At 68.9% G+C, this 21,007-nt stretch carries 21 protein-coding genes and 1 tRNA gene; 11 read left to right on the forward strand and 11 right to left on the reverse strand.

Annotated elements, in window-relative coordinates; translation table 11 throughout:
- Positions 1–70 precede the first annotated feature (70 nt).
- Together AC1RSK_RS12680 and AC1RSK_RS12685 are read left to right on the forward strand one after the other, a co-directional pair.
- A complete protein-coding gene (locus AC1RSK_RS12680; protein ID WP_492907911.1) occupies positions 71–325 on the forward strand; it encodes a GlsB/YeaQ/YmgE family stress response membrane protein in 255 nt (84 codons plus the stop codon).
- 60 nt (positions 326–385) lie between these two features.
- Complete coding sequence (locus AC1RSK_RS12685; RefSeq protein ID WP_492907912.1) at positions 386–598, forward strand: DUF2842 domain-containing protein; 213 nt, start codon at positions 386–388, stop codon at positions 596–598.
- 25 nt (positions 599–623) lie between these two features.
- Here AC1RSK_RS12685 and AC1RSK_RS12690 read toward each other — a convergent pair.
- The 7 genes from AC1RSK_RS12690 to AC1RSK_RS12720 all read right to left on the reverse strand — a co-directional run bounded on the left by AC1RSK_RS12690 (position 624) and on the right by AC1RSK_RS12720 (position 5,166).
- Positions 624–700: transfer RNA gene (locus AC1RSK_RS12690), tRNA-Pro, on the reverse strand.
- 256 nt (positions 701–956) lie between these two features.
- The gene (locus AC1RSK_RS12695) at positions 957–1,370 is read right to left on the reverse strand and encodes a MerR family transcriptional regulator (RefSeq protein WP_492907913.1); all 414 of its coding nucleotides are present in this window, start codon (positions 1,368–1,370) and stop codon (positions 957–959) included.
- 7 nt (positions 1,371–1,377) lie between these two features.
- Positions 1,378–1,680, reverse strand: coding sequence for an integration host factor subunit alpha (locus AC1RSK_RS12700; protein ID WP_166574719.1), 303 nt, complete (start codon positions 1,678–1,680; stop codon positions 1,378–1,380).
- 288 nt (positions 1,681–1,968) lie between these two features.
- Entirely contained in the window at positions 1,969–2,940 is a 972-nt protein-coding gene (locus AC1RSK_RS12705) for a beta-ketoacyl-ACP synthase III (RefSeq protein WP_492907914.1), read from the reverse strand.
- Between the two features lie 5 nt (positions 2,941–2,945).
- Positions 2,946–3,968 carry a phosphate acyltransferase PlsX gene (gene plsX, locus AC1RSK_RS12710; RefSeq protein WP_492908126.1) on the reverse strand — a complete coding sequence of 341 codons (1,023 nt, stop codon included), beginning with the start codon at positions 3,966–3,968 and terminating at the stop codon, positions 2,946–2,948.
- A gap of 143 nt (positions 3,969–4,111) precedes the next feature.
- Entirely contained in the window at positions 4,112–4,639 is a 528-nt protein-coding gene (locus tag AC1RSK_RS12715; protein WP_492907915.1) for a YceD family protein, read from the reverse strand.
- Positions 4,639–5,166, reverse strand: coding sequence for a ubiquinol-cytochrome C chaperone family protein (locus AC1RSK_RS12720; RefSeq protein WP_492907916.1), 528 nt, complete (start codon positions 5,164–5,166; stop codon positions 4,639–4,641). Before AC1RSK_RS12720 ends, AC1RSK_RS12715 begins: the two co-directional genes overlap by 1 nt.
- 97 nt (positions 5,167–5,263) lie before the next feature.
- Here AC1RSK_RS12720 and AC1RSK_RS12725 point away from each other — a divergent pair, with 97 nt between their 5' ends.
- Entirely contained in the window at positions 5,264–5,806 is a 543-nt protein-coding gene (locus AC1RSK_RS12725; RefSeq protein ID WP_492907917.1) for an outer membrane protein assembly factor BamE, read from the forward strand.
- A 182-nt stretch (positions 5,807–5,988) separates the two neighbouring features.
- On the opposite strand, the gene AC1RSK_RS12730 is transcribed toward AC1RSK_RS12725, so the two are convergent.
- Together AC1RSK_RS12730 and lipA are read right to left on the reverse strand one after the other, a co-directional pair.
- Entirely contained in the window at positions 5,989–6,438 is a 450-nt protein-coding gene (locus tag AC1RSK_RS12730; protein ID WP_492907918.1) for a type II toxin-antitoxin system RatA family toxin, read from the reverse strand.
- 1 nt (position 6,439) lies between these two features.
- On the reverse strand, positions 6,440–7,396 hold the full coding sequence (gene lipA / locus AC1RSK_RS12735) for a lipoyl synthase (protein ID WP_492907919.1): 957 nt from the start codon (positions 7,394–7,396) through the stop codon (positions 6,440–6,442).
- 274 nt (positions 7,397–7,670) lie between these two features.
- Here lipA and AC1RSK_RS12740 point away from each other — a divergent pair, with 274 nt between their 5' ends.
- From AC1RSK_RS12740 to AC1RSK_RS12755, 4 genes are all read left to right on the forward strand, one after another.
- Positions 7,671–8,717 carry an alpha/beta hydrolase gene (locus AC1RSK_RS12740; protein WP_492907920.1) on the forward strand — a complete coding sequence of 349 codons (1,047 nt, stop codon included), beginning with the start codon at positions 7,671–7,673 and terminating at the stop codon, positions 8,715–8,717.
- A 72-nt stretch (positions 8,718–8,789) separates the two neighbouring features.
- A complete protein-coding gene (locus AC1RSK_RS12745; protein WP_492907921.1) occupies positions 8,790–10,346 on the forward strand; it encodes an AMP-binding protein in 1,557 nt (518 codons plus the stop codon).
- A gap of 26 nt (positions 10,347–10,372) precedes the next feature.
- The gene (locus AC1RSK_RS12750; protein WP_492907922.1) at positions 10,373–10,792 is read left to right on the forward strand and encodes a DoxX family protein; all 420 of its coding nucleotides are present in this window, start codon (positions 10,373–10,375) and stop codon (positions 10,790–10,792) included.
- 1 nt (position 10,793) lies between these two features.
- Positions 10,794–11,642 carry a phytanoyl-CoA dioxygenase family protein gene (locus tag AC1RSK_RS12755; RefSeq protein ID WP_492907923.1) on the forward strand — a complete coding sequence of 283 codons (849 nt, stop codon included), beginning with the start codon at positions 10,794–10,796 and terminating at the stop codon, positions 11,640–11,642.
- A gap of 207 nt (positions 11,643–11,849) precedes the next feature.
- On the opposite strand, the gene AC1RSK_RS12760 is transcribed toward AC1RSK_RS12755, so the two are convergent.
- Complete coding sequence (locus tag AC1RSK_RS12760; RefSeq protein WP_492907924.1) at positions 11,850–12,632, reverse strand: NAD kinase; 783 nt, start codon at positions 12,630–12,632, stop codon at positions 11,850–11,852.
- Between the two features lie 34 nt (positions 12,633–12,666).
- Complete coding sequence (locus tag AC1RSK_RS12765; RefSeq protein WP_492907925.1) at positions 12,667–13,779, reverse strand: DUF2336 domain-containing protein; 1,113 nt, start codon at positions 13,777–13,779, stop codon at positions 12,667–12,669.
- A gap of 106 nt (positions 13,780–13,885) precedes the next feature.
- Here AC1RSK_RS12765 and glpK point away from each other — a divergent pair, with 106 nt between their 5' ends.
- The 4 genes from glpK (at position 13,886) to AC1RSK_RS12785 (ending at position 21,002) form a co-directional block, all read left to right on the forward strand.
- Complete coding sequence (gene glpK / locus AC1RSK_RS12770; protein WP_492907926.1) at positions 13,886–15,382, forward strand: glycerol kinase GlpK; 1,497 nt, start codon at positions 13,886–13,888, stop codon at positions 15,380–15,382.
- 228 nt (positions 15,383–15,610) lie between these two features.
- On the forward strand, positions 15,611–16,387 hold the full coding sequence (locus tag AC1RSK_RS12775; RefSeq protein ID WP_492907927.1) for a class II aldolase/adducin family protein: 777 nt from the start codon (positions 15,611–15,613) through the stop codon (positions 16,385–16,387).
- A 263-nt stretch (positions 16,388–16,650) separates the two neighbouring features.
- On the forward strand, positions 16,651–17,766 hold the full coding sequence (locus AC1RSK_RS12780) for an efflux RND transporter periplasmic adaptor subunit (RefSeq protein WP_492907928.1): 1,116 nt from the start codon (positions 16,651–16,653) through the stop codon (positions 17,764–17,766).
- Positions 17,766–21,002 carry an efflux RND transporter permease subunit gene (locus tag AC1RSK_RS12785; RefSeq protein ID WP_492907929.1) on the forward strand — a complete coding sequence of 1,079 codons (3,237 nt, stop codon included), beginning with the start codon at positions 17,766–17,768 and terminating at the stop codon, positions 21,000–21,002. Before AC1RSK_RS12780 ends, AC1RSK_RS12785 begins: the two co-directional genes overlap by 1 nt.
- Positions 21,003–21,007: the final 5 nt, after the last annotated feature.

Genomic DNA, 21,007 nt, shown 5'->3' on the forward strand with positions numbered 1-21,007 from the left:
TGGTCGACAACAGAGGAACCTCCGCCCCAACCTGGAGTTAACGCCAGGGACTCATCTGGAGAGAGCTTTCATGGTCGGCGTGAACTGGATTGTCGCTATTCTCATCGGGATCTTCGCCGGCTGGGTGGCCGAGAAGATTCTGCGCCGCAACGACGGGCTTCTCATGAACCTGGCGGCCGGCCTGGTCGGCGGCCTGGTCGGCAAGTGGCTGATCGTCGATCTGCTCGGCTTCCACTACATGGGCTGGGTTTCCAGCGCCATCGCCGCCATCGTCGGCGCCGTGCTGGTGCTGTTCGTCTGGGGCCTGATTTTCCGCAAACGCTAGAGCGCGGCCCCGCAAACGTCTAAGGCTCCCGTCGCTTAGCCGAGCGGCGGGAGTTTTTGCGTGGATCCGAAACTGAAGAAGATGATCGGGACGGTCCTGATCCTGGTCTTCCTGGCGCTCTACGCCATGGGCATGGTCAGCCTGCACGGCATGCTGCCGAAGAACTTCCTGCTCGAACTGGTGTTCTTCGCCATCGCCGGCACGGCCTGGGGCCTGCCGCTGTTTCCGCTGCTGGCCTGGATGAACAAGGAACCGGGCGGGCCGCGGACCTGATCTACCCGATGTAAGAAAGCCTCCCTGGTCGGAGCGACAGGATTTGAACCTGCGACCCCTTGACCCCCAGTCAAGTGCGCTACCAAGCTGCGCCACGCTCCGAAACAGGGAGGAGCGCCCTTATAGGGATGAGGTCCGGCGCGGGCAACGCCCATTTTCCTTCTCCCGCTTGTCGGGAGAAGGTGGCCCCCGAAGGGGGTCGGATGAGGGCAGCGCCGGAGGGTCAAAAGGAACCGAAATACGACAGCGCTGATCGCGCCAGAACGCGGATGAATGGGCCGTGGCCGGTGCCGCCCTCATCCGTCGGCCTACGGCCGCCACCTTCTCCCGACAAGCGGGAGAAGGGACACGGTAGAGGCTACCGCCTCAACAACCCATCCAGCCGGGCCTTGATCGCTTCCAGCTCGCTGAGCGTGTCGGTCAGGCGCAGGCGGGCGTCGTCGCTCATCTCGCCGCTGGGCGGGTCGAGGTCGCCGGAGTCGGTTTGCGAGGGGCCTTCCTCGCCGCGGGCCACGGCCAGGATGCGTTTGACGCCGCCGTCCTTGTGCAGCTTCTGCACGCCCTTGATGGTGTAGCCCTCGCTGTGCAGCAGGGTCTGGACGGCGCGCAGGACCTCGATGTCCTGCGGGCGGTAGAACCGGCGGCCGCCGGCCCGCTTCATCGGGCTGATGAAGGTGAACTTGGTTTCCCAGAAACGCAGGACGTGCTGTGGCGCGCCGAGCTCGTCGGCCGCTTCCGAGATGGTGCGGAAGGCGTGGGGGCCCTTCGCCAAACCGGCCCTAGCCTTCCAAAGCGCGATCGATTCGCGCCTTCATCACCTGGCTGGCCCGGAAACCGATGACCCGGCGGGGCTCGATCTCGGCCGGCTCGCCGGTCTTGGGATTGCGGCCCATGCGGGCCCGCTTGGCCCGGACCTGGAAGACGCCAAAGCCCGACAGCTTGACCTGTTCGTCACGCTCCAGCGCCTCGGCCATCAGGTCGAGCGTGCGTTCGACCAGTTCGGAGCAGTCCTGCCGCGTCAGGCCCACTTCCTCGTGGACCGCTTCGCACAGTTCCGCGCGCGTGAGTGTCGCGCCCTTCATGGGACCCCTCCCAGCCAATGTCTTAACGCCATCCATGACGCGAAAACGTCGTGCCGTCAAAGGGTTCCGCGCATGCCTGCATACGTAGGGTCAGTGACGACATCGGTTCCTTCTCCCGCTCGTCGGGAGAAGGTGGCGGCGAAGCCGTCGGATGAGGGCAGCGCCGGCCCTTGAAGGGTGCGAGGGTGCTGAACGGCGCCAGAACGTGGACGATTGGGACAGGCTGGCGCTGCCCTCATCCGACCCCCTTCGGGGGCCACCTTCTCCCGACGAGCGGGAGAAGGAAATCTACAGCCGAACCAAACACGCGCCCCAGGTCAGGCCGCCGCCCATGGCTTCCATCAGGAGCAGGTCGCCCTTCTTGATGCGGCCGTCGTCGATGGCCGTGGACAGGGCCAGCGGGATGGAGGCGGCCGAGGTGTTGGCGTGGTCGGCGACGGTCTGGACGACCTTGTGCTCATCGAGGCCCAGGCGCTTGGCGACGCCGTGCAGGATGCGCTCGTTGGCCTGGTGGGGGATGAACCAGTCGACGTCGGCGATGGTCAGGTTCGCCTTCTCCAGCGCCGCCTCGATCGATTCGGAAATGTTGACGACCGCGTGCTTGAACACCAGGTTGCCGGCCATCCGCAGCTTGCCGACAGTGCCCGTCGTCGAGGGGCCGCCGTCGACATAGAGCAGGTCCTGCTTGGTCCCGTCGCAGCGCAGGGCCCAGCTGACCAGGCCGCGGTCGGTGTTGGCGCCAGTCCCCATCACCGGCTCCAGCACCACGGCGCCGGCCCCGTCGCCGAACAGCACGCAGGTGCCGCGGTCGGTCCAGTCCATCAGCCGGGTCATGGTCTCGGCCCCGATGACCAGGGCGCACTGGCTGTTGCCCCGGCCCACGAAACCGTCGGCGACGGTCAGGGCGTAGACGAAGCCCGAGCAGACGGCCTGGACGTCGAAGGCGATGCCGACCGGACAGCCCAGCTTGCGCTGGATGATGGCGGCGGTGGCCGGGAAGGTCAGGTCGGCGGTGGTGGTGGCCACCACGATCAGATCGATGTCGGCCGGGGTCTTGCCGGCCGCTTCAAGGGCCTTCCTGGCGGCCTCGACGGCGAGGTCGGAGACGGCCTGGTCGTCGCCGGCCCGGTGGCGCTGGCGGATGCCGGTGCGCTCGCGAATCCACTCGTCGGTGGTGTCGACGATCTTCGACAGGGCTTCGTTGGTGACAATGTCGGGCGGCAGATAGGCGCCGACGCCGGTGATCGCGCTACGCAGCACTTGGGTCACTTTACTTCAGGCTCCGGAGACGGCTTGGCCAGCGCGGCCGACAGCTGTTTGACGCTGCGGTCGATCTCGGCGGCGAAATCACTTCTGGCGAGATCGGCGGCGACCACGACGGCGGCGGCGTAGCTCTTGGCGTCGGCCGAGCCGTGGCTCTTGATGACGATGCCGTTGAGGCCCAGCAGCGGGGCGCCGTTGACGGCGCCCGGATCGAGCTTGAACTTCAGGCTGTTGAGGCCGCTGGTGGCCAACAGGGCGCCCAGCATGTTGATCGGGCTGGACTTCAGGGCGGCGCGCAGCTCGCTGGCGATGAAGCGGACAACGCCCTCGGCGGTCTTCAAGAGGATGTTGCCGGTGAAGCCGTCGGTGACGACGACATTGACCGTGCCCTTGGCGATGTCGTCGCCCTCGACGAAGCCCTGGTAGTCGAACTCGAAGGCCGTGGCCTTGAGCAGGGCGTGGGCCTCGCGGACCTCTTCATGGCCCTTCTGGTCTTCGGAACCGACGTTGAGCAGACCCACCGTGGGGCGGCCGCCGCCCTGGATGGCGTGGTGGAAGGCCGCGCCCATGATGGCGAATTCGACCAGCTGTTCGGCGTCGGCGCTGACATTGGCGCCGACGTCGAGCACGGTGGTGATGCCGCCGGCCGTCGGCCAGCTGGCGGTCAGGGCCGGACGGTTGATGTCCGGACCCATCCGCAGGATCAGCATGGAGACCGCCATCAGGGCGCCGGTGTTGCCGGCCGAGACGGCGGCGACGGCCTGGCCGTCCTTCACCGCCTGCACGGCGTTCCACAGGCTGGAGCCCTTGCCGCGGCGCATGGCCTGGGCGGGCTTTTCGTCCATGGCGATGAACTTTTCGGTGTGGCGCACCTCGCTGACGGCGGCCACGGCGGGCAGCTTCGCCAGTTCGGGACCGATCCTGGCCTCATCGCCATGGATGAGAAAGCGGACTCCCGGGCCCAGTTGGCCAGAGGCGATACCAAGAGCGGGGATCACCACGGACGGGCCGTGGTCGCCGCCCATGGCGTCGACGGAAAGGATCAGCGGTTTCGACAAGACGGGCCTTTGGCTCCCGGAGACGCCTTGGTGGGACCGGCCGAACGGGGCCGGTGGGCGAAGCGGCCGGACGATAGCGCCGGGCGGGCGGGATGCAAGGGGCCGCTCATTTAAGCGTCCTTGTCCTTGCGCAGCTGGGTCAGGACGGCGAAGGGCGAGGCGGAACTGTCTTCCGGCGGCGGCTCGTAGACCGCGCCCGGCTTGCGGGGGAAGGGATCGACCTCCAGGGCCAGGTGCTCGACCACATAGGCGGCGAGGTCGACCTTTTCAGCGGTGAGGACGTCGGGCGGGTCCTCGCCCTCGGGGTCGATGTCGACCTCCAGCGATTCGGACTTCGGGGCGGCGTCGCTGCCGGCCGGCACGGCGCGGACGGTGAAGTCGCAGGTCAGGGTCTGTTCGAAGGGCTCGCCGGACAGGCTGCAGATCTGGGTCACCTCGGCCGAGAGGGAACCGTGAATCTCGGCCCCGTCGAGCCAGGGCCTGGCGCGGACGCGGGCGGTCAGGGAATCGAGGCGTTCGAGGCCCAGTTCGCGGGCGATGGCGACCCGGGTGGCGGCGTCGGCGGTCAGGTCGACCGGCGCCAGACCCCGGCCGATGTCGGCGAGGGTGACGGTGTGGGACCAGAGCGGGGTATCCATCACACCTCCGGCCATTGGGCCTCGCCGGCCAGCAGCGCCTCGGCGGGCTGGGCGGCCAGGTCTTCACGGGCCCGGACGATATAGTCGGTCATGGCGGCCGCCTTGGCGTCATCGCCGTCGTAGAGGGTGCGGGCCAGCAGGGCCTGCAGGGTGCGGGTGTCCGGCAGGCCGGCGAAGGCCTGGTCGGCCGAACGGGCCCGCCCGTAGAACGCCTCGCCCAGCTTCTTGATCCGCTTGGGCACGGCGACGTCGCCGACGCCCAGCTCGCGGAAGGCGTCGTCGAGGCCGCGGGTGAAACGGTCGACCAGGGCCTGCTTCGTTTCGCCGCTATGTTCGTCACCGCCCTTGAGGCGATCGAGCAGCAGGATGACGTGCAGGCTGTAGAGTTCGAACCGGCCCTCGCGGGTGTCGGGAACGCCATAGGTGGTGTAGAGCCCCGGCCGGCGGGCCTGGGCGACGGCGGCGGCGTAGAGGGCCTCGCCCGCGATGACGGCCGGCCTGGGCTTCCTGAACCGTTTGAAGAACATATCCGCCTCGATTTCGCCCCGCCTTCTGGCTAAAGCGGGGCATTGAACTAAGCCCCCGCGGGCGATAGGTCAAAGATTACACACCGGAGTCCGAGCTTTGATCCGCAAGTCCGCTATCGCGCTGTTCATCGGCGCCGCCGTTCTGGCCACCGGCGCCTGTACGCCGATGACCAGCTATTCCGGCTTCCAGGTCGTCGAGGCCAACCCAGCCGACGTCAAGGTCGGCGAAGACACCAAGTCGACGGTGATGACCAAGCTGGGCTCGCCCTCGGCCACCTCGCTGACCGAAAGCAACGGCGCCGTGGCCGGCCAGGAGATCAAGACGGTCTCGGCCCGCGACTCCAACCTGTGGTTCTACATGACTCAGGTCACCGACCGGGTGGCCTTCTACAAGCCGCGGGTGGCCAAGCGCGACGTCGTCGCCGTGTCGTTCGACCCGGGCAGCGAGCAGGTCATGGCGGTCAACACCTACAAGCTGGAAGACGGCAAGGTGGTGTCGTTCAATGGCAGGAAGACCCCGACCCGCGGCCGCGAGATCAGCATTCTCGAACAGCTGCTGGGCAACGTCGGCAACGGCGGCATGCTGCCCCGCGACGACAGCGAAGGCCTGCCGGGCAGCCGCCCGGGCGATCGGCAGTAGGAATATTGGGGTTCCTTCTCCCGCTTGTCGGGAGAAGGTGGCGGCCGTAGGCCGACGGATGAGGGCAGCGCTGAAGCCGGAAGGCTGGCCTGCCTTTTTTCGTGCCTCGATTCTCCTGGACCGGCGCTGCCCTCATCCGACCCGCTTCGCGGGCCACCTTCTCCCGACAAGCGGGAGAAGGATCAGGTTTGTCTGCTCAACACCGCCGCCCGGTCCTCGAAGCATTTCATCAGCCTGGCCACGGCCAGGTCGAAGTTCGACGCCAGGACGCGGTCGAGCATGGCGACCTTGAATTCGAACTCGATCTCGAAGGTGACCTCGCAGCCGTCGGCGTGGGGGACGAATCGCCAGCGGTTCCACAGGCGGCGGAACGGGCCGTAGAGCAGGTTCACCTCGATGACCCCGGCGTTCGCATCCTGGCGGACGCGGGTGGCGAACTTCTCGCGCAGGAAGGTGAAGGCGACGGCGGCCTCGGCGTCGAGGGTCACCAGGCCGGGCTCGGGCTCACGCCGGTTCCAGACCCGCATGCCAGTCACCCAGGGCACGAACTTCGGATACTGCTCGACGTCGCCGACCAGCTGGAACAGCAGGTCGGGACTGTAGGGAAGGATGCGCGTCAGCGCGTGGCGCAACTCAGGCGGCCGCTTCTTTGGCGAGCCGGGCCGCCTTCAGCCGCTCGAAGTCCTCGCCGGCGTGGTGCGAGGAGCGGGTCAGAGGGCTGGCCGAGACCATCAGGAAGCCCTTGGCGCGGGCGATCTGTTCATAGGCGGCGAACTCGTCCGGCGTCACGAAGCGGTCGACGGGGGCGTGCTTGCGGGTCGGCTGCAGATACTGGCCGATGGTCAGGAAGTCGACGCCGGCCGAGCGCATGTCGTCCATCACCTGCATGACCTCCTCCTTGGCCTCGCCCAGGCCGACCATCAGGCCGGACTTGGTGAAACGGGTCGGGTCGCGTTCCTTGACCCGCTCCAGCAGGCGCAGGGAGTTGTAGTAGCGGGCCCCCGGACGGATGGTCAGGTAGAGGCGCGGCACGGTCTCGAGGTTGTGGTTGAAGACGTCGGGGGCGGCGTCGATGACCACCCGCTCGGCCCCATCCTTGCGCAGGAAGTCGGGGGTGAGGATCTCGATGGTCGTGCCCGGGGCGGCGGCGCGGATGGCCAGCACCACGTCGGCGAAATGCTGGGCCCCGCCGTCGGCGAGGTCGTCGCGGTCGACCGAGGTGATGACGACGTGCTTGAGGCCCATCTTGGCGACGGCCTCGGCGACACGGGCCGGTTCGGTGGGGTCGAGCGGGTTGGGCTTGCCGGTGGCGACGTTGCAGAAGGCGCAGGCGCGGGTGCAGATCTCGCCCATGATCATCATGGTGGCGTGCTTCTGGGTCCAGCACTCGCCGATGTTGGGGCAGGCCGCCTCTTCGCAGACGGTGGTCAGGCCATGCTGGCGGACGATGTCGCGCGTTTCGTTGTAGCCGGCGCTGCCGGGGGCGCGGACGCGCAGCCACTCGGGCTTGCGCAGCACGGGCGAGTCCGGACGGGCCTGCTTCTCCGGGTGGCGGGGGCGGGCCTTGAGGGTGTCGATCACGGTGACCATGAGGCCTAAATCGGCTTTCCAGCGCGCCGGATCAACCCTTGGCTCGCCCTTCTCCCGCTTGTCGGGAGAAGGTGGACGCCCCCGGGTCGCGCGAGGCGCGCCCGAGGATAGACTTCGCGGCCGGATGAGGGCAGCGCCGGCTCATCGGGATGCAGCCCCTGCCGCGCCATAACGCGGGCCGATTCCAAAGGCTGGCGCTGCCCTCATCCGACCCCCTTCGGGGGCCACCTTCTCCCGACAAGCGGGAGAAGGGAACGGTGTTGCGGGAGAGCCCTTGCGGCCCCTCCCCTCCAACGCAACACTCGGCCGGATGTATCGCGGTCTGATCCTCTGCCTGGCGCTGCTGCTGACGGCCTGCGGGCAGGACGGCGGGCGGGAGCCGTTCACCGAAAGCCGCACGCCGCCGGTGATCTCGCCGCGCTTCCTGCCGCCCGAGGGTTGGGCCTGGGGGCTGGTGCAGGCGGGGGACTATCCGGCCCAGAGATATGGAGTGTCGTCGCCCTCGACGGGGCCGCTGGCCCATGTCGTGATCCTGCCGGGTTATGGCGAGAGCGCCGAGGCCTGGTTCGAGACGGCGGCTGACTTCAATGCCAGGAGCTACACCGTCTGGGTGCTGGAAGGCGCTGGCCAGGGCGGTTCGGGGCGGTTCACCCCGGCCCGTGACGTCGGCCACATCCCCGACATGGAGCCGGACCTGCTGGCGGTGAAGGCCCTTTTGCGGATGGTCATTCCGGAGGACGGCAAGCCGGTGATCCTGCTCGGCGAGCGGTCGGGGGCGGTGGTCGCCATCCTGGCGGCGCAGCGGGGGTTCGGCGGCGACGCCCTGGTGCTGCTGGCGCCCTGGAAGCCTGCCGGGGCCGGACCGCACGATGAGCTGTTCAACCGTGTCGGCCTGGGCGGCCTGCGCGAGCCCTGGGCGGCGGGCTGGACGCGCGAGGCGCCGCCCCCACCGAGCGGCGACCGCTACCGGGCTGGCGTGCAGCAGCTGTGGCAGAGGGTGAACCCGGACCTGCGCATGGGTGGGCCGAGCCTGGGCGGGCGGCTGACGATGGCCCGGGGCTGGGACCAGGCGATGGCCGCCCTGCCGGCCTTGAAGGAGCCGGTGCTGATGATCGGGGCGCCACGGTCGCTGGCGGCCGCCTGTGCGCGGGCCGCCGACTGCGCCGATCAGGCGGCGCCGGCCGGGGCTCAGGGACCCTATCTGCAGCTGGAAGCCGATTCTGTGCGGGCCGCCTGGATGGCGTCCGTGGACGGAATTGTCGCGCAACGGCGCGCTGCACGGCTTGCCGCGCAAGGGCTTGCCCCGGATCACGGCCTGTAACGGACCTTTTCAACGCGTGATGCGCTCTATACGCTCAGCCTTAATAACGGTGGGAAACAGTTCGGAGCTCCTATGCCGCGTGCTTTTGATGCGCGGGAAGTCGAACGGTCGCTCTTTACGGCCCTGATCGACGCCCGGGACGCCCACGGCGCCAAGAAATCAATTCTGGAAGACCAGAACCGCACGCCCCTCAGCTACACCGGGCTGATCCGGGCCAGCTTCGCGCTGGGCCGCAAGATCGCCCAGATCACCGAGCCCGGCGAACGGGTCGGGGTGCTGCTGCCGTCGAGCGCCGGGGTGGTGGTGACCTTCTTCGGGCTGCACGCCTTCGGGCGCGTGCCGACCATGCTGAACTTCACCTCGGGCCTGCGGAACCTGCGGGCCGCCTGCAAGCTGGCCGGGGTGAAGACGGTGCTGACGGCCCATGCCTTCATCGAACAGGGCAAGCTGCACGACCTGATCGACGCCTTGGAGGTCAACGCCAAGATCGTCTACCTGGAGGAGGTCCGTGAGAAGATCGGCCTTGCCGACAAGGCCTTCGCCGCCGCCGCCGGCCTGGCGCCGCGGCTGTTCGCCGCCAAGACCAAGCCGGACGATCCGGGCGTCATCCTGTTCACCTCCGGCAGCTTCGGAGCGCCGCGCGGGGTGGTGCTGACCCAGGCCAACCTGATCGCCAACGCCGTGCAGGTGGCGGCCCACATCGACCTGCAGCCGCATTGGGTGATGTTCAACCCGCTGCCGACCTTCCACTGCTTCGGGCTGACCGGCGGGGTGATCCTGCCGATCCTGACCGGCATGAAGGCCTTCCAGTACCCCTCGCCGCTGCACACCAAGCAGATTCCGCCGCTGATCAAGGACTGCGGGGCCTCGATCCTGCTGGCCACCGACACCTTCGTGAACCAGTACGCGCGGTCGGCGGAGCCTGGCGAGCTGTCGGACCTGGAGTTCATCGTCTGCGGGGCCGAGAAGGTGCGCGACGAGACCCACAACCTGATCCGCGACCGCTTTGGCGGCGTGCCGGTGCTGGAGGGCTATGGCGCCACCGAGGCGGCGCCCGTGGTGGCGGTCAACAAGCCGGACGACAATCGCCGGGGCACGGTCGGCGGCCTGCTGCCGGGCATGGAATACCGGGTCGAGCCGGTGGAGGGCATTCCCGGCGGCGGCAGGCTGCTGATCCGGGGGCCGAACATCATGGCCGGCTATCTGCGCGAGGACGGCGGCATCGATGCGCCGCCCGGCGGCTGGCACGACACCGGCGATGTGGTCTCCATCGACGACAACGGGACCTGGATCACCATCAAGGGCCGGGTGAAGCGGTTCGCCAAGATCGGCGGCGAGATGGTCAGCCTGACCGCCGCCGAGGATCTGGCGGCGGCGGTGTGGCCCAACGAGCGGCACGCGGTGATCTCCATGCCCGACCCCAAGAAGGGCGAGAAGCTGTTGCTGGTCACCGACCGGCGCGACGCGGCGGTGGACGCGCTGCTGCAGCACGCCCAGTCGATCGGCGCGCCGGAGCTGGCGGTGCCGCGCAAGATCCTCAAGGTTCAGGAAGTGCCGGTGCTGGGCACCGGCAAGACCGACTATGTCGCCATCCAACGGATGGCGGATGCGCAGGCCAAGGCCGCGTAGGCAAGCTCTAGAGGGAGGGGTTACCGATGGATTTCACGTTCCTGGCTCCGCAGGCCGGCAGGGTGCTCAGCCTGCTGCGCATCGTCGCCGCCTTGGCCTTCATGGCCCACGGCCTGATGAAGATCTTCCACTTCCCCGTGCCGCAGGAAGGCGCGCCCGATCCGTTGCCGACCATGCTGCTGGTCGCCGGCTGGCTTGAGATCGTCGGCGGTGGCCTGCTGGCGCTGGGCCTGTTCACCCGGCCGGTGGCCTTCGTGCTCTCGGGAATGATGGCGGTGGCCTACATCATGGCCCACTGGAAATTCGCCCTGCCGCCGGCCCAGGGCTTCTATCCGGCCCTGAACCACGGCGAGCCGGCCCTGCTGTTCTGCTTCATCTTCCTCTACCTGGCATGCGCCGGCGGCGGACCGTGGAGCCTGGACAGCATCGTCCGCAAGCGGCCGTGACATGAGCGAGACGGCCGCCCTGCCCTGGCTTGGCGGCCGGTCGTTCACCGACGCCAAGGCCGAGTACGACGAACGCGGCTTCGTCATCTTCGAACGCGTGCTGGACGAGGCGGCGCTGGCCGACCTGCGGGCGGCGCTCGAACCGAATTTCACGAAGTTCGGGCGCAACGACTTCGAGGGCGAGCGGACCAACCGCGTCTACGCCCTGCTGGCCAAGGGCCGGGTGTTCGCCGACCTGGCGACGCATCCTCTGGCGCTGGCCTTCGCCGAGGCGGAGCTGGGGCCTACCTGCCTGCTGTCGGCCTGCCTGGCGATCAACCTGCATCCCGGCGAGACGGTGCAGCCCTGGCACACCGACGACGGCGGCATCCAGGCGCCGCGCCCGCGCAGGGCCTGGGGCGTCAGCTGCTTCTGGGCCATCGATGAGACGACGGAGCTCAATGGCGCGACCGAGGTGATCCCCGGCAGCCACCTGTGGGGCGAGACGATGATCGAGGGCAGCGCCGCGCCCGCCAGCTTCCAGACCGGCGCCTACCGGCCGGACGACAGCGACCCCGGCGCGCGGGCCGATGCGGTCAAGCTGGTCATGCCGGCCGGCTCCCTGGCCATCGCCAAGGGCACGCTGCTGCATCGCGGTGGCGCCAACCGCTCGGACAAGGCCCGGCTGATCATCACCCCGCAGTACTGCGCCGGCTGGGCGCGGCAGCTGGAGAACATGACCCTGGCCGTACCACCGGACGTGGCGGCGACGTTGCCGGAGCGAGCGCGGGAACTCCTCGGCTATTCGATCCACCCGCCGTTCATGGGCTATGTGGACGGGGTGCATCCGAAGCGGTTGCTGGCGCAGTGACTCCGACGGCTGGAGGTTCCCGCCAGCCCCCCCCACCGCCCGTCATCCTAGGCCTTGTGCCTAGGACCCACGGCTCGGCCGCCGCGATCTTCTGCCTTGGAGGCGCGGCCGCGCCTCCACACCACCGTGAGTGCGGCGGACGCGTGGGTCCTAGGCACAAGGCCTAGGATGACGGTGGTTGGTGGGGGCGGGTGGAGCGCGAAATCCCTACCCGCTGAACTGTTCCGCCAGCACGCGCTCTTCCAAACTCCGGCCGGCGTCGAACATCATCGCCATGCTGACGCTGCGGTCCTCGCCGACGTGGACCTCGACGATGTCGCGGACCTCGAAGTTGTCGGCCACGGCGCTGACCGGGCGCTTGTCGGCCTCCAGGACCTCGATGGTCACCCGGGCGGTGTGGGACAGGAGGGCGCCGCGCCAGCGCCGGGGGCGGAAGGCGCTGATCGGGGTCAGGGCCAGGACCTTGGCGTCGATGGGGACGATAGGGCCATAGGCGGAGAGGTTGTAGGCGGTCGAGCCGGCCGGGGTGGCGACCAGGACGCCGTCGCAGACCAGCTCGCCCATCCGCACCTTGCCGTCGATGGAGATGCGCAGCTTGGCGGTCTGGCGCGTCTGGCGCAGCATCGACACCTCGTTGATGGCCAGGGCGCGGTGCTGGCGCCGGTGGCTGTCGATGGCGACCATGGTCAGGGGGTGGATGACGGCGCGCTCGGCGGCGTTGACCCGCTCGATCAGGCCCTCCTCGCTGTACTCGTTCATCAGGAAGCCGACCGAGCCGCGGTTCATGCCGTAGATGGGCTTCGCCAGCTTCATGGTGCGGTGCAGGGTTTCCAGCATGAAGCCGTCGCCGCCGAGGGCGACGATGACCTGGGCCTCGGCCTCGGGCACGGCGCCATAGCGGGCGCCCAGGGCCTCCATGGCCTCCTGCGCTTCGGGCCGGTCGCTGGCGGCGAAGGCGATGCGGGTGAGGGCGGGCTTGGCGTCGAACATCGGGGGGCAGAAAGGCCCGACCGATCGGCGGTTGTCAAACGATCGCGACGGCCTGACGGAAGGCCATGCCGGCGATGTCCTTATCGTACGAGGGGCCAAAGGCGCCGATGGCGCGGCGCGTGCCCTCGGTCCCGCCGCCCGGCAGGCCGTTGTTCAGCTCGCGGACCTGCTCGAGGATGTCGGCGAAGGCGCCCTTGTCGATGCCGACCGCCACGCAGGCCAGGGCCAGCAGTTCCGGCCGGTCGCTGTCGATGGCGCGGCGAATGTGGTCGGGTTGGAAGCCGCCGAGGGTGGCCAGGGCTGTGACGAAGATGTTGAGCTTCCGCTCACGCAGCATGCGCACCAGGAAGCCGGGGCGCAGTTGGCCGGCCTCGTGCAGCTTGCCGACCAGGCGGCGTTCGTTCTCGGCTTCGTCCTGCCAGGCCATGTTGTTCAGGGTCTGGCCGGCGCTGGGGCTCGAATGGGCCTCGCGCACCGAATCGGCCAGCACCGCGTCGATGACGCCGGGCTCGAGCCGGAAGCGGTCGGTCAGCGCGCCGCGCAGCGACTGGCCGACCCAGAGGTAGAGGCGCAGGGCCAGGTCCGACGACAGGCGGGGGTGGCGGGCCAGGGGGCTGCGCAGGGCGGCGTGGCGGCGGCTGATCTCGACCAGCCGGGCCATGCCCTCGTCGCTGACGGCGGCGCTGTCGTTGGCGGCCAGGGCGGTCAGCACGGCCGGCTCGTCGGTGGCCAGGATGGCCTCGACGACGGTGGAGGTGATCTTGCCGCGGCGGGCGACGGCGATCTGATGGTCGAGGGTGGCCTCGACCAGGACGCGGATCAGGTCGTGGTCGCGCAGCACCGGGCTGTTGGCGATGATCGGGGCGGCGACGGCGATGTCGTCCAGCGCCAGGACGTTGATCAGGGCCGGCGGGGCCCAGCTGGCCGTGGACAGCTTTTCGGACAGGCGGATGCGGATGTCGCGCTCGGCCTCGGCCACCAGCTGCATGAAGATGGAGCCGAGCAGGCCCTGGACGCTGTCGGTGTCGATGACGTCGGAGGCGGCGTTGCAGAGGCCGATGATGCTCTCGAGCAGGCGTTCGCGAGCGGCGGGCGCGCGGTTGCGGGCCAGGTCGAGAAGATCGGCAGTCTGGGCGGCCAACGCCACGGGCATCCCCGAATCGATGCGGTGATCTTCAACCTGACGGCCGGGCGTGAAAACATGCTTAAAACCGAGAGCGAGTCTTCAGAACTCGGACAGGGAGAAATGTCGCATGGCTGCCAAGGTGATCCTCGCGCTGGACCAGGGCACGACCAGCACCCGGGCGATCGTCTTCGACACGGCGGGCAAGCCGCTGGCCGACGCGACGCGGCCGCTGCGCCAGAGCTATCCGGCCGATGGCTGGGTGGAGCATGACGCCGACGAGATCTGGACGGCGGCCCAGGCGGTGTTGCGCGAGGCGCTGGCCAGCTCCGGGCGGGCGGCGGGCGATGTGGCGGCCATCGGCATCACCAACCAGCGCGAGACGGTGGTGATCTGGGACAAAAAGACCGGGCGGCCGATCCATCCGGCCATCGTCTGGCAGGATCGGCGGACGGCCGATGTCTGCGAGGCGCTGGTGCGGGCCGGGGTCGAGCCGCGGGTGACGGAGGTCACCGGGCTGCTGCTGGATCCCTATTTCTCGGCGACCAAGATCGCCTGGCTGCTGGACAAGGTTCCCGGGGCCCGGGCCCGGGCCGAGGCCGGCGAGCTCTTGGCCGGGACGATGGATACCTGGTGCATCTGGAAACTGACCGGCGGGGCGGTGCATGCCACCGACGCGACCAACGCCTCGCGGACCCTGCTGTTCGACATCGAGGCGCAGGCCTGGTCGGACGAGATGCTGGAGATGTTCGAGGTTCCGTCGGCCCTGCTGCCGAAGGTGCTCGACTGCGCCGACAACTATGGGGAGACGACGGCGGAGCTGCTGGGGGCGGCGGTGCCGATCCGCGGCGTGGCCGGCGACCAGCAGGCGGCGCTGATGGGGCAGGGCTGTATCCGGGCCGGGGAGATGAAGGCCACCTATGGGACGGGCTGTTTCATGCTGCTCAACACCGGCGAGGCGCGGCCGGTGTCGCGCTCGCGGCTGCTGACGACGGTGGCGGCGCGGGTCGGCGGGCGGGTGACCTATGCGCTCGAAGGCTCGATCTTCGTGGCCGGGGCGGCGATCCAGTGGCTGGGCGAGGGGCTGGGGATGACCGGCGGACCGCGGGCGGCCGAGGCCCTGGCGCGGACGGCGAAACCGGGGAGCGGGGTGGTGGTGGTGCCGGCCTTCACGGGTCTTGGCGCGCCCTGGTGGGACGCCGAGGCGCGGGGAGCGATCTTCGGGCTGACGCGGGACGCCGGGCTGGCGGAGATCGCGGCGGCGACGTTCGACGCCTGCGCCCTGCAGACGCGGGACCTGATCGAGGCGATGCAGGCCGACGCGGCCGAGGCGTTCGGCGAGGCGGCGGAGCTGCGGATCGACGGGGGGATGTCGCGGAGCGCCTGGTTTTCGCAGCGGCTGGCGGATCTGACGAACCTGCCGGTGTTTCGGGTGAACTATGAGGAGACGACAGCGCTGGGGGCGGCGTTGTTCGCTGGGGTCGGGGCGGGGGTGTTCGCGAGCGTGGAGGAGGCGGCGAAGGCGCGGCCGGATGGGGAGCTGCTGAGGAGCGCCATCGATGACCACGCGCGGGAGAGTGCATACGCGCGCTGGCTGGATGCGGTGGCGCAGGTGAGGGGGACGTAACCCCCACATCCGATTATCCCGACGAAAGTCGGGACCCAGTGTCCACCAGCGGAACAGGCGCTGGCGCTCTTCAGAGCTGAACCCACATGCAGATTGCCAGCTGGGTCCCGACTTTCGTCGGGATAATCGGAATTTTGGGATAGGGCGCGGGTAAAGCCTTTGCTTGACGTGACAAGCGCCCGGCGCGACTTTCCAAACAACAGTTTCAAATCGGGAAGGAACACCGTCATGGCCGATGGGTCCACGCCAGCGTCGTCGCTGAAGGACAAGGTCTCCGCCGAGGAGTGGAAGGCGCGGGTCGATCTGGCGGCGCTGTACCGCCTGGTGGCGCTGCACGGGTGGGACGACATGATCTTCACCCACATCTCGGCCCGCATCCCGGGGCCCGAGCACCACTTCCTGATCAATCCCTACGGCATGTTCTTCGACGAGATCACCGCTTCTTCGCTCGTGAAGATCGACCTCAACGGCGTGGTGCAGCAGGAGACGCCCTACTTCATCAATCCGGCGGGCTTCACCATCCACTCGGCCGTGCACGCGGCCCGCGAGGACGCTCAGTTCGTCATGCACCTGCATTCGGACCAGGGCGTCGCGGTGGCGGCCCAGAAGGAAGGGGTGCTGCCGCTCAGCCAGCATGCGCTGATCGTCATCCCACAGCTGGCCTATCACGACTACGAAGGCATCGCCCTGAACCTCGACGAGCGCGAGCGGCTGGTGGCGGACCTGGGGCCGACCAAGCGGCTGATGATGCTGCGCAACCACGGCACCCTGGCCGTAGGCGCGACGGCGGCGGAGTGTTGGCTGGGGATGTTCTACCTCGAGCGGGCCTGCGCCCAGCAGGTGATGGCGCTGAGCGGCGGCCGCGAGAATGTGCTGCTGGCCCCGGAAGGCGCGCAGGCCGAGGTGCGCGGGCAGATGGGCAATGGCATGGGGCCGATCGGCAACCTGGCCTGGCCCGGCTGCCTTCGGCAGCTGGATCGCGGATCGCCGGGCTACGACGCATAATTGCGCACCGTCGGTCGGTGAACGTATTCGGCGAAGGCGTCTGCCCTCTGGGCGGGCGCCTTTGTCGTAAGGAAAATTTGTTGCAGGGCTTTGCGGCTCGCGGCGTTGAAAAGCGAGCGGTGGCAGGGCATTCGAAGGCCATTGTTTCAGCGTTGCAACAGGCCTGACACGGTAGCGGAACGGGGAGCGGCTTTACAGAGGCAGCCCTTGATCCAGATAGCGCGTTCAACGACCGCTCAGCCTTGAGCGCCCGGGAGTGTTTTGTGGTCCGTCGTCATTTCTTCCTGATCGCCGCCGGCGCGGTGTTGCTGCTGATGGTGGTGCTCGGCGGCCTGAAGATGGCGACCGGCGGCGAGGACATGAAGGGCAAGGGCGGCGGCGGCCGGGCGGCCAGCGTCGCGCCGGTGGTGGTCGCCGAGCGGCCGTTCGCCGACAAGATCTCCGTGCTGGGCGTCGCCAAGGGCCGCCAGTCGGTGACGATCACCTCCGACACTGCCGAGCTGGTCACCGCCGTGCATTTCCGCGACGGCGAGGCGGTGTCGCGCGGTCAGGTCCTGGTCACGCTGAAGGCTACGGAACAGGACGCGGGTGTCGCCGAGGCGCAGGCCCGCGAGAACCAGGCGGAGCGGGACTACGCTCGCTGGAAGACCCTTGCCGACAAGGGCATCGCGCCGAAGGCGACGGCCGAGCAGTATCTGGCGGCGCTGGAAACCGCCCGGGCGAGCACCGGCGCGGCTCGCGCCCGCCGGGGTGACCGGGTGATCCGGGCGCCGTTCGCCGGCGTCGTGGGCCTCAGCGACATCGCCCCGGGGGCCCTGATCAGCCCCGGGTCGCCGATCGTCAGCCTCGATGACCTGGGCCTGATCCGCGTCGATTTCGACGTGCCGGACCGCTATCTCTCCGTGCTGCGCCAGGGCTCGCCGATCGTGGCGACGCCGGACGCCTATCCCGACCAGAGCTTCACCGGCCGCATCGCCCAGATCGACACCCGCATCGACACCGCCACCCGGGCCATCACCGCCCGGGCCGAGTTCGCCAACGCCGGCGGCCGCATCAAGCCCGGCATGATGATGCGGGTGAACGTCGAGCACGGCCAGCGCACGGCGCTGTCGGTTCCGGAAAGCGCCATCCAGAACGAGGGCGACCAGGCCTTCGTCTACATCATCACCCCGCGCGGCGAGGGCGCCGTGGCGCGCAAGGTGCTGGTCACGCCCGGTGTCAACGAAGGCGGCTTCGTCGAGCTGATCGACGGCGTCAAGGCCGGCGACAAGGTGGTGGCCGATGGCCTCAACCGCCTGCAGGACGGCCAGCAGGTGCGGCTGCCGGGCCAAAGAGGCGGCCAGGGCAAGGGCGGGACGCGGTCCAAGGGCGGGAACTGATGCTCTCCGACCTTTCCGTCCGCCGGCCGATCTTCGCCGCCGTCGCGGCCATCATCCTCTGCGTCATCGGTCTGGCGGCCTTCGCCGCCCTGCCGATCCGCGAGCTGCCCAATGTCGACCCGCCGGTGGTGTCGATCTCGACCACCTATCGCGGGGCTTCCGCTGAAGTCATCGAGGAGCGGATCACCCAGGTGATCGAGCGCCAGGTGTCGGGCGTGCAGGGCATCGACCGGGTCAACAGCTCCAGCCGCGACGGGGTCAGCCGGGTCAACATCACCTTCACCCTGGACACCAACCTGGAGACCGCCGCCAACGACGTCCGCGACGCCGTCAGCCGGGTGACGGCCAACCTGCCTGACCAGGCCGATCCGCCGCAGATCGCCAAGGCCACGGCTGACGGCTCGCCGATCATCATCCTCAACATGACCTCGACGACGCAGACGCCGATCGAGATGGCCGACTACGCCGACCGCAACCTGGTCGAGCGGCTGTCGACCATTCCGGGCGTCGCCACCGTCGGCCTGGCCGGGGCGCCGCTCTACACCATGCGCATCTGGCTGGACGCCGACGCCATGGCGGCGCGGGGCCTGACCGTCGACGACGTCGAGACGGCGCTGAACAGCCAGAACGTCGAGCTGCCGGCTGGCTCGCTGGAGAGCCAGAGCAAGGACTTCACGATCCGGGTCAACCGCGGCTACTCGCGGCCCGAGGACTTCGCCAAGCTGCCGGTCAAGGCGGCGACCAGCGGCAGTCAGACCACCACGGCTGCGACGGGGGTGGCCGGCGCCACCGCGACCAGTTCCAACAATGGCCAGGTGCAGAGCGCCGGCATCGACAACCCCGCCTATGTCACCCGCCTGGGCGACATCGCCCGCATCGAGGAAGGGCCGGACGAGCGGCGCAAGCTGTTCCGGGGCAACGGCGTCCTGCAGATCGGCATCGCCCTGACCCGCCAGTCGCAGGCCAACGACCTGAAGATCGCCGACCTCGCCAAGGCCGAGGTGGCCAAGATCAACGAGAATCTGCCGGCCGGCACAAAGCTGATCGTCGCCGTCGACAGTTCGGAGTTCACCGCCGAGGCGATCCGCGAGGTGTGGATCACCATGGGCATCGCCCTGTTCCTGGTGGCGCTGGTCAACTTCGTCTTCCTGGGCAGCTGGCGGGCGGCGGTCATCCCCTCGGTGGTGGCCCCGATCTGCCTGATGTCGACCTTCATCGTCCTGGCCCCGCTGGGCTTTTCGCTGAACCTGCTGACCCTGCTGGCCCTGGTCTTGAGCATCGGCCTGGTGGTCGACGACGCCATCGTCGTGGTCGAGAACATCCAGCGGCGGGTCGACGACGGCGAACCGCCGGCGGTGGCGTCCATGCGCGGGGCGCGTCAGGTGTTCTTCGCCGTGGTGGCGACGACCATCGTTCTGATCAGCGTGTTCGCGCCGCTGATGTTCCTGCCCGGCTACATCGGCCGGCTGTTCGTCGAGCTGGCGGTGGCCATTGCCTCGGCCGTGGCCTTCTCGGCCCTGCTGGCCCTCAGCCTGTCGCCGATGATGGCCTCCAAGCTGCTGCGGCCGGCCCACAGCGAGGGCTGGCTGGCCCGCAAGGTCGACGCCGGCATGACCCGGCTGCGGACCAGCTATCACGACAGCCTCGACATGCTGCTGGGCTGGCGGGCGGCCAGCATCGGGGCGGGGGTGCTGGTGGTGGTGCTGATGGGGCTGGCGGCGCTGCTGTTCACCACCATCCCGCAGGAGCTGGTGCCCAACGAGGACCGGGGCCGCGTCGATGTCAGCATCAACGGCCCGGAAGGGGCCGGCTACGAATACACCCTGAAAGCCGCCTATGCCGTCGAGAAACAGCTCAAGCGCTACTACGACGAGGGCGAGGCCGAGCGCTATGTCGTCAGCGTGCCGCGCTTCGGCCAGAGCCAGTTCAACACCGGCAACGGCGTGCTGGTCATGAAAGACTGGGGCGACCGCAAGAAGACCTCCGACGAGGTGGCGGCGGAGCTCAACAAGTCGCTGAGCGGCATCACCGGGGTGCGGGCCGTGGCCAGCGTGCGCGGGCCGTTCCAGCGGGGTGGTGGCGGCGGCGGGGGAGGTGGCGGCAGCAATGTCGACCTGATCGCGCTGGGCAACGACTACGCCGAGATCAACCGCTGGCTCCAGCCCTTGCTGGAAGCCGCCCAGAACAATCCGGGCTTCGCGCGGCCGCGCATCGACTATGAGCCCAACGCCCCGCGGCTGTCGGTCGACATCGACCGCGACAAGGCCGCCGCCGTCGGCGTCTCAGCCCAGTCGGTGGGCCGGGTGCTGGAGACCATGTTCGGCTCGCGGCGGGTCGGCACCTACATCAAGAACGGCCAGGAGTATAACGTCGTCGTCCAGACCGAGCTGGAGCGGCGGCGGACCATCGACGACCTCAACAGCCTGTATGTGCGGTCGGGGTCGGGGGCGCTGGTGCCGCTGTCCAGCGTGGTCGACACCAAGGTGCGGGGTGACATCCCTGACCGGCCACGGGTCGACCGCCTGCGGGCCATCACCCTGACCACCCAGCTCAACCCCGGCTACACCGTGGCCGACGCCATCGACTTCCTGAGGGCCGAGGCCGCCAAGCAGCAGAGCTCCGCGGTGACCGTGGCCTGGGGCGGCCAGGCGCGGGACTTCCTGGAGGCCTCGGGCGCCGTTGGGCTGGCGTTCGGCCTGGCGCTGCTGCTGGTCTTCCTGGTGCTGGCGGCGCAGTTCGAGAGCTGGATCCATCCGGCGGTAATCATGCTGACCGTGCCGCTGGCGGCGCTGGGCGGGCTGTTCGGGCTGCTGATCACCGGCTCGACGATCAACACCTACAGTCAGATCGGGTTGGTCATCCTGATCGGCATCGCCGCCAAGAACGGCATCCTGATCGTCGAGTTCGCCAACCAGATGCGCGACCAGGGCCGAAGTATCCGCGAGGCGGTGATCGAGGCGGCGAGCCTGCGGCTGCGGCCGATCATCATGACCAGCATCTCGGCCGGGTTCGGGGCGCTGCCGCTGATCCTCTGGCAGGGGGCCGGCGCCGAGAGCCGCAAGACCATCGGGGTGGTCATCTTCTTCGGGGTCATGGTCTCGACCATGCTGACCCTGTTCATCGTGCCGGTGTTCTACAACCTCTTGGCCCGGTTCACGAAGTCGCCGGAGTACACCGCCAAGCAGATCGAGGCCTTCGAGGCGGAAGAGGAAAACCTCAAGAAGGCGGCGGAGTAGCGCGC

The sequence above is a fragment of the Caulobacter sp. GW821-FHT11A05 genome (assembly GCF_058809015.1).